The 17,638-nt window shown below is 39.8% G+C and carries 18 protein-coding genes and 1 pseudogene; 5 read left to right on the forward strand and 14 right to left on the reverse strand.

Annotated features, from left to right (window positions below):
• Nucleotides 1-58 precede the first annotated feature (58 nt).
• The 4 genes from HWV02_RS17740 to HWV02_RS17755 form a co-directional block, all read right to left on the reverse strand.
• On the reverse strand, nucleotides 59-748 hold the full coding sequence (locus HWV02_RS17740; RefSeq protein ID WP_211688992.1) for a pseudouridine synthase: 690 nt from the start codon (nucleotides 746-748) through the stop codon (nucleotides 59-61).
• 173 nt (nucleotides 749-921) lie between these two features.
• Complete coding sequence (yqfB, locus tag HWV02_RS17745) at nucleotides 922-1,275, reverse strand: N(4)-acetylcytidine aminohydrolase (RefSeq protein ID WP_211677016.1); 354 nt, start codon at nucleotides 1,273-1,275, stop codon at nucleotides 922-924.
• Between the two features lie 126 nt (nucleotides 1,276-1,401).
• Nucleotides 1,402-2,568, reverse strand: a complete 1,167-nt coding sequence (metB, locus tag HWV02_RS17750) for a cystathionine gamma-synthase (RefSeq protein ID WP_211688994.1) — start codon at nucleotides 2,566-2,568, stop codon at nucleotides 1,402-1,404.
• 182 nt (nucleotides 2,569-2,750) lie between these two features.
• Nucleotides 2,751-3,170 carry a PACE efflux transporter gene (locus HWV02_RS17755; RefSeq protein WP_211688996.1) on the reverse strand — a complete coding sequence of 140 codons (420 nt, stop codon included), beginning with the start codon at nucleotides 3,168-3,170 and terminating at the stop codon, nucleotides 2,751-2,753.
• Nucleotides 3,171-3,539: 369 nt separating this feature from the next.
• Here HWV02_RS17755 and HWV02_RS17760 point away from each other — a divergent pair, with 369 nt between their 5' ends.
• On the forward strand, nucleotides 3,540-4,478 hold the full coding sequence (locus HWV02_RS17760; protein WP_211688998.1) for a VirK/YbjX family protein: 939 nt from the start codon (nucleotides 3,540-3,542) through the stop codon (nucleotides 4,476-4,478).
• A gap of 35 nt (nucleotides 4,479-4,513) precedes the next feature.
• Here the strand turns inward: HWV02_RS17760 and HWV02_RS17765 are convergent, their stop codons facing one another.
• From HWV02_RS17765 to HWV02_RS17795, 7 genes and pseudogenes are all read right to left on the reverse strand, one after another.
• Complete coding sequence (locus tag HWV02_RS17765; protein ID WP_211689000.1) at nucleotides 4,514-5,035, reverse strand: GNAT family N-acetyltransferase; 522 nt, start codon at nucleotides 5,033-5,035, stop codon at nucleotides 4,514-4,516.
• Between the two features lie 18 nt (nucleotides 5,036-5,053).
• Entirely contained in the window at nucleotides 5,054-5,140 is an 87-nt protein-coding gene (locus tag HWV02_RS23055) for a hypothetical protein (RefSeq protein WP_370629437.1), read from the reverse strand.
• A 42-nt stretch (nucleotides 5,141-5,182) separates the two neighbouring features.
• Nucleotides 5,183-6,061: a LysR family transcriptional regulator gene (locus HWV02_RS17775; RefSeq protein WP_211689002.1), complete on the reverse strand. Its 879-nt coding sequence runs from the start codon at nucleotides 6,059-6,061 to the stop codon at nucleotides 5,183-5,185.
• A 390-nt stretch (nucleotides 6,062-6,451) separates the two neighbouring features.
• Nucleotides 6,452-6,649 carry a hypothetical protein gene (locus HWV02_RS17780; protein WP_211689004.1) on the reverse strand — a complete coding sequence of 66 codons (198 nt, stop codon included), beginning with the start codon at nucleotides 6,647-6,649 and terminating at the stop codon, nucleotides 6,452-6,454.
• Nucleotides 6,650-6,675: 26 nt separating this feature from the next.
• Nucleotides 6,676-9,048, reverse strand: coding sequence for a hypothetical protein (locus HWV02_RS17785; RefSeq protein WP_211689006.1), 2,373 nt, complete (start codon nucleotides 9,046-9,048; stop codon nucleotides 6,676-6,678).
• Nucleotides 9,049-9,243: 195 nt separating this feature from the next.
• Nucleotides 9,244-10,476: an alpha-xenorhabdolysin family binary toxin subunit A gene (locus HWV02_RS17790; protein WP_211689008.1), complete on the reverse strand. Its 1,233-nt coding sequence runs from the start codon at nucleotides 10,474-10,476 to the stop codon at nucleotides 9,244-9,246.
• A 281-nt stretch (nucleotides 10,477-10,757) separates the two neighbouring features.
• Nucleotides 10,758-10,919, reverse strand: a pseudogene (locus HWV02_RS17795) (LysR family transcriptional regulator); the annotation flags it as partial.
• 152 nt (nucleotides 10,920-11,071) lie between these two features.
• Here HWV02_RS17795 and HWV02_RS17800 point away from each other — a divergent pair.
• Together HWV02_RS17800 and bla are read left to right on the forward strand one after the other, a co-directional pair.
• Nucleotides 11,072-12,283 (forward strand): MFS transporter, encoded by a 1,212-nt coding sequence (locus tag HWV02_RS17800; protein WP_211689011.1) that lies wholly within the window; start codon nucleotides 11,072-11,074, stop codon nucleotides 12,281-12,283.
• A 188-nt stretch (nucleotides 12,284-12,471) separates the two neighbouring features.
• The gene (bla, locus tag HWV02_RS17805; RefSeq protein WP_370629438.1) at nucleotides 12,472-13,323 is read left to right on the forward strand and encodes a class A beta-lactamase; all 852 of its coding nucleotides are present in this window, start codon (nucleotides 12,472-12,474) and stop codon (nucleotides 13,321-13,323) included.
• Nucleotides 13,324-13,536: 213 nt separating this feature from the next.
• On the opposite strand, the gene HWV02_RS17810 is transcribed toward bla, so the two are convergent.
• Entirely contained in the window at nucleotides 13,537-14,145 is a 609-nt protein-coding gene (locus HWV02_RS17810; protein ID WP_211689015.1) for a LysE family translocator, read from the reverse strand.
• Between the two features lie 96 nt (nucleotides 14,146-14,241).
• Nucleotides 14,242-15,198: a LysR family transcriptional regulator gene (locus tag HWV02_RS17815; RefSeq protein WP_211689016.1), complete on the reverse strand. Its 957-nt coding sequence runs from the start codon at nucleotides 15,196-15,198 to the stop codon at nucleotides 14,242-14,244.
• A gap of 238 nt (nucleotides 15,199-15,436) precedes the next feature.
• Between HWV02_RS17815 and HWV02_RS17820 the strand changes: the two genes are divergently transcribed.
• Both HWV02_RS17820 and HWV02_RS17825 read left to right on the forward strand, forming a co-directional pair.
• Nucleotides 15,437-15,955 carry a peptide-methionine (S)-S-oxide reductase gene (locus tag HWV02_RS17820; protein WP_255550530.1) on the forward strand — a complete coding sequence of 173 codons (519 nt, stop codon included), beginning with the start codon at nucleotides 15,437-15,439 and terminating at the stop codon, nucleotides 15,953-15,955.
• 287 nt (nucleotides 15,956-16,242) lie between these two features.
• On the forward strand, nucleotides 16,243-16,806 hold the full coding sequence (locus HWV02_RS17825; protein ID WP_211677028.1) for a YceI family protein: 564 nt from the start codon (nucleotides 16,243-16,245) through the stop codon (nucleotides 16,804-16,806).
• A 109-nt stretch (nucleotides 16,807-16,915) separates the two neighbouring features.
• On the opposite strand, the gene HWV02_RS17830 is transcribed toward HWV02_RS17825, so the two are convergent.
• On the reverse strand, nucleotides 16,916-17,602 hold the full coding sequence (locus HWV02_RS17830) for a helix-turn-helix domain-containing protein (RefSeq protein ID WP_211690619.1): 687 nt from the start codon (nucleotides 17,600-17,602) through the stop codon (nucleotides 16,916-16,918).
• Nucleotides 17,603-17,638 lie beyond the last annotated feature (36 nt).

Below are 17,638 nucleotides of genomic sequence, written 5' to 3' on the forward strand. Positions count from 1 at the left end.
GCGTTCGTCATCGTCCCAGCTGCAACGCTTTAGGCTTATTTATCTAGACGTTAGGACATCAACAGGTAAATGAATTCACTTCATCATCGGTTAAATAACGCCACAGCCCAACTTCTACATCCAACTGTATCGCACCTATTTTTTCGCGGTGTAAGCTCACCACCCGATTCCCTACAGCTGCAAACATGCGCTTCACTTGATGAAATTTACCTTCGGTAATTGTCAATAATACTTCTTTCGGTGATACAACCTCTAAAATAGCCGGACGTGTTAATTGCTGCTCGCCTTGTAATTGCACACCATAAGCAAATTTAACCGCAACATCATCGCTAATCGGTCGAGATAAGCCTACACGATAGACCTTTTGACAATGCTTGGTTGGGGTAATGATATTAAATGACCAACGCCCATCATCAGTGACCAGTACTAGCCCCGTCGTATCGGCATCTAAGCGCCCTGCTACATGTAATTCGGATGCGTTAGCGACATCGATATAATTAAATAATGACGGGTAAGCTTCATCGATATTAGAGCAAATGGTATCAGCCGGTTTGTGCATGAGGATATAGCGGGACGCTCTTGCTATCAGCGCCTTACCATTTAAACTAATATAATTGTTTTCATGCACCTGCGTTGTCACATCACAAATGACTGCGTTATTAACCTCGACACAACCAGCACTTATCATCGAAGTTGCTTCGTTTCGGCTTAACTCAGTACTTTTACAAACAAATTTATCAAGGCGCATTAAACTAAATTCTATATCAGATAAAGAGCGCTATTATCCTTGTTCAGCAGTAATAATCAACGCGATTTTAAGTATCAATAGATAATATAAAACCAGCAGATTAGTGTAAGATCTCATCATTAAAAGGAATTTATTATGTCGGTATACCAAGTACAACACCAATGGGGTGGTGCTTACGTCATCGGCACCGCGTCTGCATCGAAAGCTGACTTTGCAACAAGCTTATAAGACACCACATATAACTGTTCAATGCCCGGGTAAATATCTTGGATCACAGCTTTCAGCACAGCTAATGTCATGTTTTCTTGCTCGGCATGAAAATCAGATAACGCGGTAAATAAAATAGGCTCTACTGAGATAATAGATAGTTGGCAAAACTCACGTCCACCTTCTAACGTAGAAACAGTCACTATCGAACCCGGGACATAGTTATTTTCAGATGCATCACGAATGGTAATGGTTTTTTTACCGCTAAGAATATCTGTTTCAAAGCGTTCAAAGAAGGTCATGGTGGTTGGTTGTGTCATGCGGGTTTCTATTATAAAGATAAGAGGTAGGCATTATATCCTATTTTCTATCCAGCACGACCCACAATAAGATAGAGTGATTGTTATCACCCTATCTACTATCTACTATCTACTATCTACTATCTACTATTGTTGACTCTTAGCTAAACCATTTGCTAAGTCAGCTAAAATATCATCTATATCTTCAATACCAACAGAAATTCTTACTAGCGAATTTGTAATACCAGCAACAAGACGAGCGCTTTCTTCCATACCAGCATGAGTCATGGTTGCAGGATGAGAAATAAGACTTTCTACGCCACCTAATGACTGCGCTAACGTAAACAACTCTAGATTAGCAAATAATTTTTTCACTGCCGCTTCGCCACCTTTAACATTAAAACTGAGCATCGCGCCAAAACCCGCCTGCTGCTTTTTAGCGATATCATGACCAGGATGATCTTCAAAACCAGGAAAATACACGGTATCAATAGCATGATGAGATTTTAAAAAACTCGCCACTTGCAAAGCATTTTCTTGGTGTTGTTTCATCCGAATAGGTAACGTTTTTAGCCCTCGTAACGCTAAAAAGCTATCAAAAGCGCTACCTGTAATACCAATACAGTTTGCCCACCAAGCTAGCTCTTCACCAAGGGCTTGTTCTTTAGTCACTAAAACACCACCAACCACATCACTGTGGCCATTAATGTATTTAGTCGTAGAGTGAAAAACAATATCTGCACCGAGTCCTAACGGTTGTTGTAATGCAGGAGAAAGGAAAGTGTTATCAACCGCAACCAAGGCACCAACCTCGTGACACGCTTTAGTAACAGTCTCAATATCGACTAAGCGTAGCAATGGATTGCTTGGGCTTTCCAGTAGCACCAACTTAGGTTTTCCAACTAACGCTTGGGCCAATGCGGCTTGATCATTCTGGTCAACAACAATGAGTTTAAATTGACCACGTTTAGCTAAATGAGTAAATAAACGGAAACTACCGCCATAACAATCATGAGGAATAACCACTAAGTCATCAGTGGACAACAATTGACATAGAAGATGCACAGCTGACATACCAGTACTGGTAACAATACCTACGCTACCTTGCTCCAAATCAGCAACGGCTTGTGCGAATGTTGCTCTGGTTGGATTTCCCGTACGAGAGTAGTCAAACGTACGTTTATCATTAAAACCTTTTAATGAATAAGTGCTTGATAAATGAATGGGAGCAACGACAGCACCATGATGCTCATCTGTATTTATTCCTGCTCTCACTGCCGCTGTAGTGATATTTTTTATCTTGGCATTTGACATATTTTTCCCTCATATTCGACAACCGTGGTCATAATTATATTCAACAATCACCATGGATGGCCGAACAGCTGGACTTCCAGACAGCTATAACACTAAGCGTTCTACATATTTTGGTCAAGATGTTTTTAACATAAGTGAAGTAAACATCATTCTCGTCAGGTTTAAAATGTACTTTAGTGCCATTATCCCGCGGTAGGCCGCACTGGAAATAGCTTATCGTACGCTAAGTTATAGCCATAAGCGTAAAACAAATAGAAAACAACCATGCCGATATCAAGCACAAACGCATCCCATAAGCTTAAGTCTAAAAACCACGCTATAAACGGGATAGTTAAAAACAGTAAACCGCCTTCAAAACCGATGCTATGTACAATACGGATCAGGGTTGTTTTCGTTACTGAACCCATTTTTTTCAACATGTATTTATCAAAACCAATGTTGTATACATAGTTCCAGCCCGTCGCCACAACCGAGAATAATACGCCCATAGCACCGACATGACCAAGATCAAAACCGAGTTGACTTAATATACCCATAATCACAACTAGGCCAATTATCTCAAATAAAATCGCATGTCTAATACGGTCTAATCTTGTTCTCATCTTTTGCTCTCCACATCATCAATTTGTATGTCACACCCATTGTCGTAACCATACTTTTATAAATATTTATTGTGACGGCTACTCTATAGTGAAAAAACATAACTAAAAGTTAGTTTCCATCTGTTTTTCGGATGTATTAAGCACAGGCGACCTCAAATTTACAAAAACATACAAAATTACACTTAGCTAAAAATACCACTTTTAGTATAATAACTCTGAATAACGGGAAGGTTAAATGAAATCAATGTAGCGCTAGATTCCATATAAATTCTACATATCAGGTATTAATATCGTAAGACATTAATACTGAACAATGTAATAAACCTCACTTTAAAGTATAAATAACAGCCCAACTAGGAATAAAAATCGATGTCTACAATTAACATCTTTGAATTAGCCGATCAGATTTACCCGAATGCAAAAGGGATTAAAAAAATACAAAAAAAAGTCAGGTTCTCTTTTTGGGCGTTAAAAAACGGTAAATCAGTCAATGCGATGGCAGATCTTTTTTCCCGAGATAATTTAAAACCAGTATTTAAAAACAACCCTAGAATCATGGAAAAGCCGCTAAAGCCCTACATATGCGCTAACTGGTCAAGTACAGAACGAATTAAATATTTAACCGAACATTATCTGTTTATTGATGATACTTTTGGCACACACGCGAGTACTGTGGTTTCAAGTAAAGGTATTAGCATCTTAGATTTTGAAAGTTTAAGCGGACAGAAATATTACGTTATGTTATATCAAGGGTCTAGCCGTGAAGGTGGCCTTGGTATTCGTTTGGTTAACGAAAAATATCAAAATATTTATACTTTAACATGTAACATTTCCGGTACCCATACTAAAACAATGCACATTGGGGCATTGCAAGGTGCTAGTGAGGAAATAGAAAACCGTCATGCGCTAATTAAAGAACTAACTAAATCATTACACGGATTACGCACCAAATCATTATTAGTTGAAATGGCATTAATGTTGGCACGTATTTTAGGTATTAGTGAAGTCAAAGCTATTTCTAATAAAGGTCATGTCTATCAAGCACTGAATTATATTATCTCGAAAAGAAAAGTAATAACCTTTGATTATGATGGCTTGTGGGACGAATTTGAAGCAACAAAAATAGACCCATACTTTTTTGGTTTGTCTGTGTCTACGCCACGAAAAGACCCACTGACATTGAAAAAAACCAAACGTAAAATGTACACTAAACGATACCAATGGTTAGATGACTCTGAAATAACCATGGCGACAAATTTAGCGCCTTGGCTGGTGAATCCAATAATAAAAAACGAGCAAACTAGCTAAAAACATACTCAACAGCTAGATACAAGTTCACAACATTAAGCTTGTGAACTTGTATTTAGTTTATAAATCCAATCTGCATATAAAACACCACCTATGCTATATGCTTGTGGTATCACTTCATCAAGCTTAAAACCACACTTCGCCAACACCTTTTCTGAAACAACATTACCTTCAGTCACGATACCTTGAAAGACTGAGATAAGGTGCACTCGCATTGCCCAAGCGATAACGCCAAGTAATGACTCAGTGGCATAACCCAGACCAAAGTATTCCGGTAATAACAGATAACCGACTTCTGCAGATCGGCCATCATAATCAAAACCCGTGATACCAACTGCCGTATTGGTTTCAACATCGGTGATCACCAAACATAACCAAGCACCAGAAGTAACAGACCAATTAGGTAAACGTGATTCAAATTTAACACGAATATCATCGTCACTTGGTTGATCAAAACATTTTTCAATCACACGCGATTCTGTATGTAAACGTAAAAATAACGGCCAATCTTGTTCCGTTATTTGACACATACTTAAACGTTGAGTCGTGATCTGCATATTTCTCCCTTTACTACTTTATAGCGTAAATCTAAGTATCATGAAAGCACACATACCTATAAAAACCACAGCTAACGTATTCTTTATCTTTAAACTTAATACCACAGTCAATAGACCTGCATATAAAAATGGGCTATTAAAGATTTTCTATTCACTCACCTGCGCAAGGGTAAATTCAACAAAGCGTCTATTAGCCAAAGACAAATACCCATCTTTACGCCACGCGAGTGCCAGATCCAAATAAATAGGCGGATCAAACGGTATGCCTTTAACATCCGCTTCTTGATCTGTGACTAACTCAAGCAGCGCGGTAATGGCAAATTCATTTTTAACGATATTGAGGATCATGGTGATCAAGTTTGTTTCAAAGGAGTAATTGGCGGTCATATTATTCGCCTTACACAGGCCATCAATCACTTCGCGATGAAAATATCCGGCCTTAAACATCACTAATTCGTGAGTGAAAAAGTCTGCATAAGTTACTGACTTCGCATTTGCTAAGGCATGGTTCCTGCCGACTGCCGCGACCATTTGTGGACGAACAAAACGCTGAACTTGTAAGCTGTCAGGGATATGATCATCGACAATCACCCCAAGATCTAACTCACCCGAGAGTAACTTTTCTTTAATCGTTTGCGTGCCACCTTCCATAATGCTTAAGTTTAAATTCGGGTACTTAAACTTAAAGGCCATTAAGATCTCGGGAAAGAAATACGAGCCCATCATCCCCGGAATACCAATGTTAACCTCCCCTTGATCTAAACCCCGTAGATCATGTAACGCGGTTTCAGCATCAGTAATACGAGCAAGAATACCCTTGCTGTGTGCAAGCAGAACTTCCCCTTCTTTGGTCACGACTACACCTTTACTGCTGCGAATCAATAATGGCATACCGATTTGATCTTCAAATTTACGCATCGCAATACTCAGCGCAGACTGCGCAATACCAAGACGCTCTGCCGCCTTGGTATAACTGCCCAGTGCAACAATCGTGACAAAATAATGCAGTATTTTAGAATTAAGCATAACTAAAATAGATACCTTCCATGATATTTATATATTTTTCATATTAGCATTAGAACGTTAGTCTATAAGCATTGTTAGCACGGCATGACCACAATAAAGTAGATCATGCTACCTGTTCCCCTATTATATTCGTTATACACAGGATTAATGAATGATTGCACTGCATTCTCAAGACTATAAAAAAGTAACCTTAGGGCTTGGACTAGGCTCATTTCTGGTGTTTTGCAATTTATATTATTTTCAGCCGCTCATACCTTGTGTTTTATAAAACATTAGTAAATTAAAGGGGGGTTCTAATGTATAAGTGTATTCATCGCATCTATCACTATACATTTCATTGGCTCTTCTCCCGTTAGTGGGTTAGTTAAAATCCATACTTATGATACCCATTTAGGTCCAACCACAGTCGCTGAAAATAAATTTATCTGAGTCCAGATCAATAGACTGACCGTTTACACCAATAACCGTATCATAATCCACTGGTTCCACGATAACTTCCGCCTGGGCCGGTAATAAGATACTGGCGCCGATTAACGAGAGTGCAAAACCTGACTTAATAACCTTCTGGTTGATAAATATGCGGGGCAATATAGAACCTGCTGTTGCCCAGACTCTTACATTTTAGGAATAGCATTGCCCGAAAACTCCAAGCGGATGCTTTGCACTTTACTTAAATCAAAATTTTGCGCATTGCGCAGTTTAAACGACCAGGTTGAAAACGGTGTCGGCTCGAAATATGCAAATTCGAACTTATCCGCCACACTGCCGTCGGAAATGATACTGAATTGGGTATCATCGACAGCGCCGTTGTCTAGCTGATAGCCGAACAAGCGATATAATGGATTGGCATTAAAGGTAAATTGATTGTTCTGCCAGCGATCCTGATATTCGCCATTACTTCTGATATCAATAAAATAATCCTGTGAAGTCGGTAATGCTTCACCTTGAAGGATCACGCGCACAGTATCCAGACGAACACGTTCAAATAAACTGAAAGCAGGATGGTCTTGAGCAATATTAACGCTCAAAGCGCCGTCGGCGGCAAAATCAGCAATTTGCTGCTCATCGGTAATTTCGATGCTATTGATGTAGAAATCCTGTGGTGAAGGTGAAAAGCTGTTTAAAGCATTGGTATATTCATCATTTAAGGTTGCCAGATCCAGCTTGTAATTTAGATAGCTTTTATTTAACGACGGTGTCACCTTACTTGATGTAAGTCCCCAGTAATTAAATGCTGCTTCATAATTGGCCAAAGCAATAAACATAGGTCGTTTTAAACTGTTTAACGAGCGATAAAATTTCGTTTCAAGCTCCGCCAAGACTAGCGAATCAGTTTCAATATCGGCGATAAGGTCTTCGATACGCATTACTTGGTTTGTATTGACTTCAGAAGCGATCAACAGCTCAACCATACGAGATTGCTCCTGTACAAGCTCTATTTGAACTGCATTGATAGACTTACCGTACACGATTAGTTTTTCCAGCTCAGCCAGATAACTGGCAGCGCCGACAACACCTAAACTATCAGCCCAACGTAGCTGGGTTCTGACATCAATCAACAAGATTTCCCAAGCATTATTACTTTCATGCAAAGACGGAATATCAAAACTTAAACCTTCAAATCTTTGTGCAATTTTATCGTATTTCAGATCACGCTTGATGGTAGTGGTCAGGTCCGCCATGCCTTTGACCGCACTGGTGACTTTCTCCAGCACACCCGCTACGGTTTTGATCTTAATTGCCAACTCTGTCAGCTCATAAGCGGTATCGGGAATATCTTTCGCTAGCGCATTTAGACCCTCAGCAGAGCCCACAAAAGATCCCGCAACAGCTGAACCCAGAGTAGCCACTGCAGTAAATACTTCTAATGCGACCAATAACTCTTGCTTCGTCTTCCAGTTTTCTAAGCCGACCAAAAAATTAGATCTAGCACGAAATACACTGGATTTTTGAGCGGAAAACAGCTTCTCAATCGAGGAACGTGAACTTTCTATTTTAGTAATTTTATCACGGACTAGATCGACAATTTCTGTTTCAGCGGCGATAGCATCATCAAGATTGGCTGACATTAAGCCTGCAGCATTTTTTCGCTCCTGTGCTGTTTTGTTTTGATCAGAGAAACGTTCGAATTGTGTCTGATAATCGACCATGGTATCGAGATAACCAGCATAGGTGTTCTGGTAAAGGCTTGCATCCAGATAAGGCACGTAATTATTCGCTTTGTTTGCAAATTCGGTAAATTGTTTCAGGTTCACACTTTGCAGATACAAATTGGCAATAAAAGGGTGCTCTGCCATTACCGTAGGTGCTGCACGTAAGGTTTTTTCCAACCAAGTTAACATGGCAATGCTCAAAGTAGGATCTTGATCATATACAGACGCCGCCATATCAAATGCCTTTTCAAAGACTTGCTGATGTCCTTCTAGATTTTGCTGTAGATATCCGCTGATATCACCGCTAACTGTTTGCACCTGGTGCCTGTCTGAATAAAGACTGATCAACTGACCACTACCACTTTTATTACTTTCGATCGCATCCAGCTCATAACGACCATCAGAATATACAACCAGTGCGCTGAGATTAGCACTGACTTCTTCGGCAAAAACACCGATCAGTTCAGTGCCTTTACTATCTAGACTAATGGTACCTCGGCCACTGCCAATAATACGCCTAGCAAAAATAAACAAAGACTGATTTTTTAGGGTTAAGACAAAGTTGTCTGACACTTCAACAGTATCGGCGACAATAACAATTGTCGTCGGTTTTTTTGATCCAATTTGCGCATTACCTAAAGTTTGCGTTAGATCGATATACAGATCTGCAGCCAGCATAGCAGTAGATGAAATCTCTTCGTTTTTAGTAAAAAATGTCTGGGGCAAGTTGGCGGGCTCGCTCAATCCATATAATTCGGTCCAGTCGGTAGCTTCTACATGATAAGAAAGCAGGCATGAAATAACGAGCGTTGAGGGTAAAAATGATTTAAACATAATAAAATCTCTTTCGCGTGGTCAAAGCAAAAGCCCTAAAGTAGATACTCTAGAGTTAAAACCTCCGCCGGCTCGATTAGTTTTAAAAGATAATGGCAAACGGGCTATTGCTCTGGAAAAAATAAGCACTTTTTGATTTGATATCGCCACCGGGCGCCCAAATTAATAGGCACCCAATGGCTGTAAGCTTATAAATTACAATGGTTCGTCGCCAACAACTATGTAGGCATTTTGCGCAAACTTGGCCGCCTTGTCAGAAATTTCTTGCCATTCTATCTGGATTTGGCCAACTGACGCATTGGCGGTTAAGCTAGCAACAAGCGCCGTAGCATTACCTAAACCATTTGGACCTTCAGTAGAACTTATCAAATCTAACATAGTGTTAAAATCGGCATTAATTCCCTGCCAGTGTCCTTTTAGCTTACTGACATGAGGAATAGCAACGCGGATCTTATTTTCTATATTAATCATGTTATTATATGACTCTTGGTAAGAAATATAGATTTTTTCCCGGTAACTCAGCTTCTCTTGAAGCGTCTTAATGTCGTCTTTTAACTGGTTACGTTCCTTACGTGCCCTTTCCGCCTTATCGCCATAAATACCCGCAACTGGTACTGCAGCAAAAATACCGTAAAACGGCACCCAAGCATATGTTACCGTGGTAGATGCAATAGTAACATATTTATCGTATTCGGCATTCAGCTGCTCAACACGCGTCTGAATTTCGGAAATCTGCTGTTTAAGATCACTACCGTCGTCTTCTAAGTATTCGGCATGGGTAGAACGCAAAGTATTTAACTGCCCGCTTTGCATGGCAATTTTAGCAGCAAAGTCCAGTAAATCCTCTTCGGCCTGCTCGGTATCCGTTTGGCGCGTTTCAGCATAAGATTTCAGAATATTAAGCAGGGCAATCGCGACCGCCCGCTTATTTTCAGCCTCAACATAATTTTTATTATCAACGGCATCCTGCATCGCAGCCAAGGAGTTGACCAGCGGCACCATAAACAGGCTATGGACATCAGCATAGTTACTTAACTTCAATGCGAGGCTGACCATATTCGGATAAATCTTCCGGTTCCAAGAATCGGCAGTGGCATTAACCTTAATATACTCATCAAGTAACGCCTGAAAAGTGTTGAATGAAACATCCTTCGGGATGCCAAAAGCATTTATCATCGATATTTTTGTTATCGGTAAACGCAGTGCTTCCTCAACATAACTCTGAATTTTAAACCACTCTTCCTGATATAGTAAAAATTTACCAGAGTCCAGATCAATAAACTGACCATTTACACCAATAACCGTATCATAATCCACTGGTTCCACGATAACTTCCGCCTGGGCCGGTAATAAGATACTGGCGCCGATTAACGAGAGTGCAAAACCTGACTTAATAACCTTCTGGTTGATAATTTGTAACTTTTTCATTATAACTTCCCTTTAATTTTTCATCGACTGGTACTTGGAGTGGTAAATTAATACCTAGCCTCAACGAGTAAATAAGATTAATTACACTATCAGGACATTCGTGAACCTGAAGTTAAATAAGCGATTAGCTCTTTAAATGAAGGATTATCCTATTGACTATGATGCTTTACGTACCTACGACTGGGTACACAAGGTTGACGAAGTGAAGCGATATATTGATAATGCAACGTCACAATAGCGGAGTATTATTAACATGAAACTTAGCTTTGGTTCTACGTGTCTTTACTACTGCGGATCAATAATGGCATACCTATTTGATCTTCAAATTTACGCATCGCAATACTCAGCGCAGATTGAGCAATGCCCAAGTGTCCGGCCGCCTTGGTATAACTGCCCAGTGCAACAATCGTGGCAAAATAATGCAGTATTTTAGAATTAAGCATAACTAAAATAGATACCTTCCATGATATTTATATATTTTTCATATTAGCATTAGATCGCTAGTCTATAAGCATTGTTAGTACCGCATGACCCTAATAAAGCAGATCATGCTACTCCCTTAACTATTTACCTTAGTTATCAGCAGGATTAATGAATGATTGCACTGCATTCTCAAGACTATAAAAAAGTAACCTTAGGGCTTGGACTAGGCTCATTTCTGGTGTTTTGCAATTTATATTATTTTCAGCCGCTACTGCCGTATTTCATGGTCAAGTTTAACGCCACTGAATTACAAGTTAACTGGTTATTCTCTAGCACCACCTTAGCGATCGCTTTGTCCTTACTGCCTTGGGCAATCTTATCTGAAATAATTGGCCGCAGACCGATTATGCGTTGCAGTTTAATACTGATCCCCTGTATTAACTTTTTAATGTTTATTAGCGCAGATCTACACACATTAATATTACTGCGTGCATTGCTTGGCATTGCACTGGCAGGATTTATTGCCGTGGCAGTGGCATATATGGCTGAAGAATTAGAGCCACCAGCAATGTTGATCGCAATTGGCGGTTACATCAGTGCCAATACGTTAGGTGGTATTATTGGCCGCATATATGGCGGCGTCATGACCGATGCAATTGGTATACAGTGGACGATGCTTGTGATGTCGATACTCAGTGGTATAGCACTGCTCATTATATTTCCGCTGATATTAAAACAACGCCACTTTATCGGCCGACAAGGTAGGTTACTGCATCATGTAGTACAAATCGTCAGGCATGTTAAAAACCCGAATCTGATTTTTGCAATGTTGATTGGAGGGCTCAACTTTTCGGTATTCATTAATATTTTTTCAGTGATGGGATTCAAGTTATCTGCCGCGCCCATATCTTTACCTGCCAGCTTATTATCACTGCTGTTCTTGTGTTACCTCAGCGGCACATTATCAGCAAAATTAAGTGGACGCTGGATGCACGCACATAGTCTATTCAGCGGGCTATTACTCGGGATCGGCATTAGCCTAGTCGGGCTCATCATCCTATCGCAGCAAACGATGCTGACAATCATTATCGGTTTATTAGTATTAAGCGCTGGCGCATTCTTTATTCATGCTCTCGCTTACAGCCATATTGGCCGCAGTGCGACACAAGGTAAATCAACCGCAACCGCGCTATACCTTGTCATGTACTATTCAGGCGGTAGTATTGGTGGCTTTATTCTTATTTACTGTTGGCAAATCGGAGGATGGTGGCCGGTGCTTGCTGCGACAAGTATTATTTATACCATGATGGTGAGCTTAGTCTTTGCACTTAAATTTGTGTCTCGCAGTTCACTCAATTTCAATAAAACCACTCTAACCGTGTAATGTGATTCAACACCGTACATCAATCATAAAATTGACACAATCTGACATAATTCGGCACATCATTGCCACTTTTATACTTTATAATATCGTTATACATTCATAAATCAGAGGATATTAGTTTGAACTCTCGACATATTTTTAGTACATTTTTAAATAGTGTTATCTTCATCAGTATACTGTTTACCTCAATACCTGCAATTTCAGCAACCTTAATCACGTCAGATAACCCTATTACCGTATCACTATCTACTATAAAAAAAGTGGAACAGCAATTGATCGGAAATGCAAAAAATAGCTCAGGTATTGGTATTTCTGTACTCGACCTCAAAACAGGCCAGCAATGGCATTACAATGGTAACAAACGTTTTCCGTTAATGAGTACATTCAAAACATTAGCTTGTGCCAAATTACTCAATGACGCAGATAATGGAAAAATAAATATCAATACTCCTGTCACTATCAAGCAATCTGATATTTTATCTTATGCGCCGATCACCAAAACGATGGTCGGTAAAACCATGACATTAGACGAGATCTGCGCAGCAACTATGTTAACCAGTGATAATACCGCCGCAAACATAATCCTAAGTCATATTGGAGGCCCTCAAGCGCTAACATCATTCATACGCGGGCTTAACGACCAAACGACCCGATTAGATCGTATCGAACCTTTTCTTAATAACGTAGATATTAATGAGATTCGTGATACAACAACCCCAAATGCTATGGCTAGCACGCTTTCAGCACTACTCTACCACGGTGCACTCTCGACACAATCAACACAAAAATTAAAACAATGGATGATGAATAATAAAGTATCGGATTCACTTCTACGGGTAGTCTTACCAACGCAATGGTCTATTGCCGATAGGTCTGGATACGACGGTAATCATGGTTCAAGAGGCATTACAGCGGCAGTTTGGTCAAGTAAACGCCAACCACTAATCATAACTATCTATCTGGGTCAAACAGGAAAATCAATCAGTCAACTTAATAAAGCAATTGCTGAAATAGGCGAAAGTATCTTTGCCAATTATTGATGAAATCGACTATTCAATTTGGGACGTTGCACAATCACTTAGGATCAGGAAAAGCGGTTGGTAAAGTAACCTTAACAGCGTAATTATACAGACGGTTTTAATACCCTAAAATACCTAAAAGCACCACAACGACTGTTATTGACAGGAAAAATTGTGGTGCTTTTTTGTTTCTATATTTCTATATTTCTATATTTCTATATTTCTATATAAAGCCTAGATTGCGACTCTAGCTGCGACAGCCAGTAAGACCACACCAGTGACCTTATCAATCCTGTGCACATTATTTTTTAATTTAGCGAGTAATGATGATTGCGATAATACAATCGCAATGATGCAATACCACAAGGTATCAATACTAAATACCGTACCCACCATGATCAGGTTTTGTAACCAACCCGCATCCGCTTCGACAAATTGACCGAACAAGGCCAAAAAGAAAATCGCTAATTTAGGATTAAGAAACGCGATCATAAAGCCTTGTACAATACTCTCTTTTAAGGTCACCGCTTCCTCTTGCTGATCCACATCATCCAATGTAGGTTTTGAGGTTAGCGCTTTGTAAGCCAAGCGCAGTAGCATGGCAACGCCCGCATATTTGATCACATTAAATAACCACGGTGTTTGTTGGATCACAATAGCCAAACCGACCACTGTTAACGTGGCATACACACCAACACCCACACCATGAGCAATACTGGCTGCAACACCATTAACACGACCACCCGAGATAGTATGCTTTAACACCACCGCCAGACTCGGACCCGGCGTCATCGCCCCCATCATGCAGATCAGCGCTAAAGACATCCACGCAGTTAATTCCATTCCAACTCCTCGTTTATTATATTGTTATATAAGGATAATCAATTGCCCTTATCTACCCTCATATTAATACAGCCAAAGCATGAGTTAAAATTGCGTTTACGACTTATTAGCATGAAGTAATTTCATACCTATGATTTTGGTACGCTCAAGATGCTTGTTTAAGAAGGGAAAACATAATTCTCTGAACCAAGTATGCTCAGGATCTTGATGGTGTTTCGCATGCCATAACAGGTAATATTGCTGCGGTTTAAGCGTAATAGGCAGTCGCATGACCCGAAGATCGTATGTTTGTGCAAAATCAGCCGCAATGTGTAGTGGCGTCGTCAATAAGGTATCAGTTTTTAATAACAGCTCAATCGCCGATTGAAAGAAGGGTACTGATGCAAAAACCAGGCGCTGCTCACCCAATGTCGACAAGGCTAAATCAACGGGGCTGTCTTTATCGCCACCACCACTGATCAGTACATGCTTCGCATTGATATACTCAGTCACCGATAACTCATCACTCAAACACAAAGGGTGCTGACGGCGACATACAACCACCAGCTGATCTTCACCAATACTTTTTCCATGTAAGTTCTCAGGCACAAAATCCGTAATCGTGCTCACCAGATCCAGCGGCATGTCAGCCAACTCGGTTAACTTGTCTTTATGCCACAATTGATATTCAACACTAGCACTAGCGGCATTGAGAGCAAGCTCACAACATATTGACGGTAAGATCGCTTGCGCAACATAATCACTAGAAGCTAAGGTAAATTGACGTTGGCATCGGCTTGGATCCATCTCACTCGGTAAATACAAATTATCTAACGTCTGCATCAATACGGGTAATTGCGCTTTTAACGCTTCGCCCTTACGTGTCAATACAAACTGATTGCCCTCTCTGATCACGATCTTGTCATGAAACGCCGCGCGAATTTGCATTAAGGCTTTGCTCATTGCCGATTGAGTGACATTGAGCTGTCGTGCAGACTCGGTCAGGTTACGCGTTTGTAATATCGCAATTAACGCCGGTAATAATTTGTAGTTATTCAAAAGAGCACTCGCCATATAAGATCATCAACTAACCATCATAACGTAGATTTTATTTTTCAGACAACGTCCTCAAATCCAGAGATCAGTTTCATGTTACTCCATTTCGAGACAGAGCAATCAGATTTATAAAAACTAATTGAGTAAAACCTTATTCCGTCACATTTATATGGTCCATAATTAAATGGGTTTAAACCTTGTTTCGCATTCAATTAACCACAGGGTTTGTTATATAGACAAGATTAAACAAGGAAGGATGATGGATAATACAATTAAAACAATCGGTCTCAGTGGCACATGTTATTGGTGTACAGAGGCTATCTTTTTATCTTTGCACGGAGTGACAAAAGTAGAACAAGGTTGGCTGTCTTCCGTTGGTGAACACGACTGGTTTTCAGAAGGGATTATTGTTACTTACATGCCCGAAGTCATCAGCTTAAAAAATATAATTGCCATTCACTTACATACTCACAGCAGTACCAAAATCCATTCGATGCGAGCTAAATACCGGAGTGCTGTATATGCAATGGAACCCTACCAAATGACCGAAATAAAACACAACCTCGCATTACTCCAAGATGAATTTGACACGCCATTAATCACTCGCGCTTATACATTTAACCAATTCAAACTGTCTGACGAATCCATTCAAAACTATTACTACAGCGATCCAAAACGGCCATATTGCAAAAACATCATAACCCCAAAATTAAAAAGATTGTTCGATAGCCATGCCCATTTAATGAACAAAGACAAATTACCAATAAGAGCATAATAAAACCATATTGCTTTCATGAATATAATTGACAGTGTTCACAATATAAAGATAACCATGTGATATTACTCAAAAATATCGACTGATGTTATGGTAAGACGTTAAGGATATACTAATATCGAAAAGTCGAAGCTAATAAATATTGTTCCAGTTTTGGTCGTGGATGAAATGCCTAAAATACCGTCAACGATAGAGACCAAGCTACCTATTATTTAATGGTCGACGACTTTACTATACCTTTCATTGTACACTCAGGGTTTTAATAATGTTAATTAAGGAACATAAACATGAAAATTAAAATATTCTTAACCTTCATATTGCTTTCATTTCAGTCATTTGCCGCAGACACATTTAATGTAGTGAGTGACTTATCATCGGTAAGTTTTGCCACGATTAAAAAACAATTTGTGGTTGAACCAGCAACCATCAGTGGACTAACAGGCAGCTTGGATGAACGCGGTAAATTTGAAGTTAAAGTGCCAGTAGTAAATGTAGATACTGGTGTTTCAATCCGTAATGATCGCCTTAATTCACTATTCTTTAACTCTGCAATAAATCCAACCATTGCGATTAACGGACAATTTGAATTAGCCACTTTTAAGCAAGATATCGGAAAAGCGATTGTACCTGCCGCTGTTTCTTTCTACGGTAAGACAAAGACATTTAACTTTCCTGTTATCATAACTAAAACCAAGAATGCCATCACTGTCAGTTCGTACGCCCCCGTTATCGTGAGAGCCAGTGATTTTAGTATCCCAACAGAAAACTTAACCAAGCTTTCAGCTACGGTCGGTGGTCTTGCCCTTTCTGATATCATTCCATTAAATATTAATCTGGTATTTAAAAAATAATTATTAATAACAAACTCTTGAACCAGATTAAGGCTTATTGAAATAAGCCTTAATCATTAAAGCTAAACAGTGACTACGATAATCGTTTACCCTTTCCAGTCCTTCATATTTAAACTGACTGTCTCATATATTGCTTCGGTGGTCTGCCTAACGTCTTCTTAAAAAAGGTAATAAAGGCACTGACCGACTCATAGCCTAAATCTTCTGATACCCGCTGTACCGATTCATTTGAGGATAATTTTTGCAATGCCATGACCAGATGAAGTTGCCCACGCCAACGCCCAAACGTCATGCCGACCTCTTTCTTCACCAATCGAGAAAATGTTCTTTCACTCATTGCAAATAACGACGCCCACTCCCCTACTGTTTTACGATCCGCGGGATTAGCCAATAACAGATGAGCAATCTTATTAAGTCTCGGTTCTGCGGGGATAGGAAAATCAAAGTGCTCTTTCGGCATACAGATCAGTTCATCAATCAATACTTGCGTGAGTCTCACGGTCGCGTCATCAGATGCATAGTCCTGATTCTTACTTGCCAAGCTAATAATAAGTTCGCGTAGTAACGGAGAGATCGATAGTGTGCAACTTTTATCGGGTATGCCGGGAATATCAGGATCAACAAATAACATACAAACATCTGAACTTAACGAGATATGATTACTGTGTAGCACTTGGCTTGGGATCCATACGGCGCAATTTGCAGGAACCATCCATATAGCGTCCGCAATTGAGCAACGGACAAAGCCTGTCAACGGCATCACTAACTGACACTTCACGTGTTGATGAACTGGCATTTCCTGACCACGTTCAAAACTTGAAGTACGTAATGC

The sequence above is a fragment of the Moritella sp. 28 genome, from assembly GCF_018219435.1.
GTDB lineage: Bacteria > Pseudomonadota > Gammaproteobacteria > Enterobacterales > Moritellaceae > Moritella.

What these genes read in the sequence shown, in the direction of transcription:
- HWV02_RS17830 (WP_211690619.1), bottom strand. Translation starts at nt 17,602, where the DNA reads ATGCCAGTTCATCAACACGTGAAGTGTCAGTTAGTGATGCCGTTGACA.
- metB (WP_211688994.1), bottom strand. Translation starts at nt 2,568, where the DNA reads ATGTCAAATGCCAAGATAAAAAATATCACTACAGCGGCAGTGAGAGCA.
- HWV02_RS17825 (WP_211677028.1), top strand. Translation starts at nt 16,243, where the DNA reads ATGAAAATTAAAATATTCTTAACCTTCATATTGCTTTCATTTCAGTCA.
- HWV02_RS17810 (WP_211689015.1), bottom strand. Translation starts at nt 14,145, where the DNA reads ATGGAATTAACTGCGTGGATGTCTTTAGCGCTGATCTGCATGATGGGG.
- yqfB (WP_211677016.1), bottom strand. Translation starts at nt 1,275, where the DNA reads ATGACACAACCAACCACCATGACCTTCTTTGAACGCTTTGAAACAGAT.
- HWV02_RS17815 (WP_211689016.1), bottom strand. Translation starts at nt 15,198, where the DNA reads ATGGCGAGTGCTCTTTTGAATAACTACAAATTATTACCGGCGTTAATT.
- HWV02_RS17740 (WP_211688992.1), bottom strand. Translation starts at nt 748, where the DNA reads ATGCGCCTTGATAAATTTGTTTGTAAAAGTACTGAGTTAAGCCGAAAC.
- HWV02_RS17765 (WP_211689000.1), bottom strand. Translation starts at nt 5,035, where the DNA reads ATGCAGATCACGACTCAACGTTTAAGTATGTGTCAAATAACGGAACAA.
- HWV02_RS17755 (WP_211688996.1), bottom strand. Translation starts at nt 3,170, where the DNA reads ATGAGAACAAGATTAGACCGTATTAGACATGCGATTTTATTTGAGATA.
- HWV02_RS17775 (WP_211689002.1), bottom strand. Translation starts at nt 6,061, where the DNA reads ATGCTTAATTCTAAAATACTGCATTATTTTGTCACGATTGTTGCACTG.
- HWV02_RS17790 (WP_211689008.1), bottom strand. Translation starts at nt 10,476, where the DNA reads ATGAAAAAGTTACAAATTATCAACCAGAAGGTTATTAAGTCAGGTTTT.
- HWV02_RS17785 (WP_211689006.1), bottom strand. Translation starts at nt 9,048, where the DNA reads ATGTTTAAATCATTTTTACCCTCAACGCTCGTTATTTCATGCCTGCTT.
- HWV02_RS17760 (WP_211688998.1), top strand. Translation starts at nt 3,540, where the DNA reads ATGTCTACAATTAACATCTTTGAATTAGCCGATCAGATTTACCCGAAT.
- HWV02_RS17820 (WP_255550530.1), top strand. Translation starts at nt 15,437, where the DNA reads ATGATGGATAATACAATTAAAACAATCGGTCTCAGTGGCACATGTTAT.
- HWV02_RS17800 (WP_211689011.1), top strand. Translation starts at nt 11,072, where the DNA reads ATGATTGCACTGCATTCTCAAGACTATAAAAAAGTAACCTTAGGGCTT.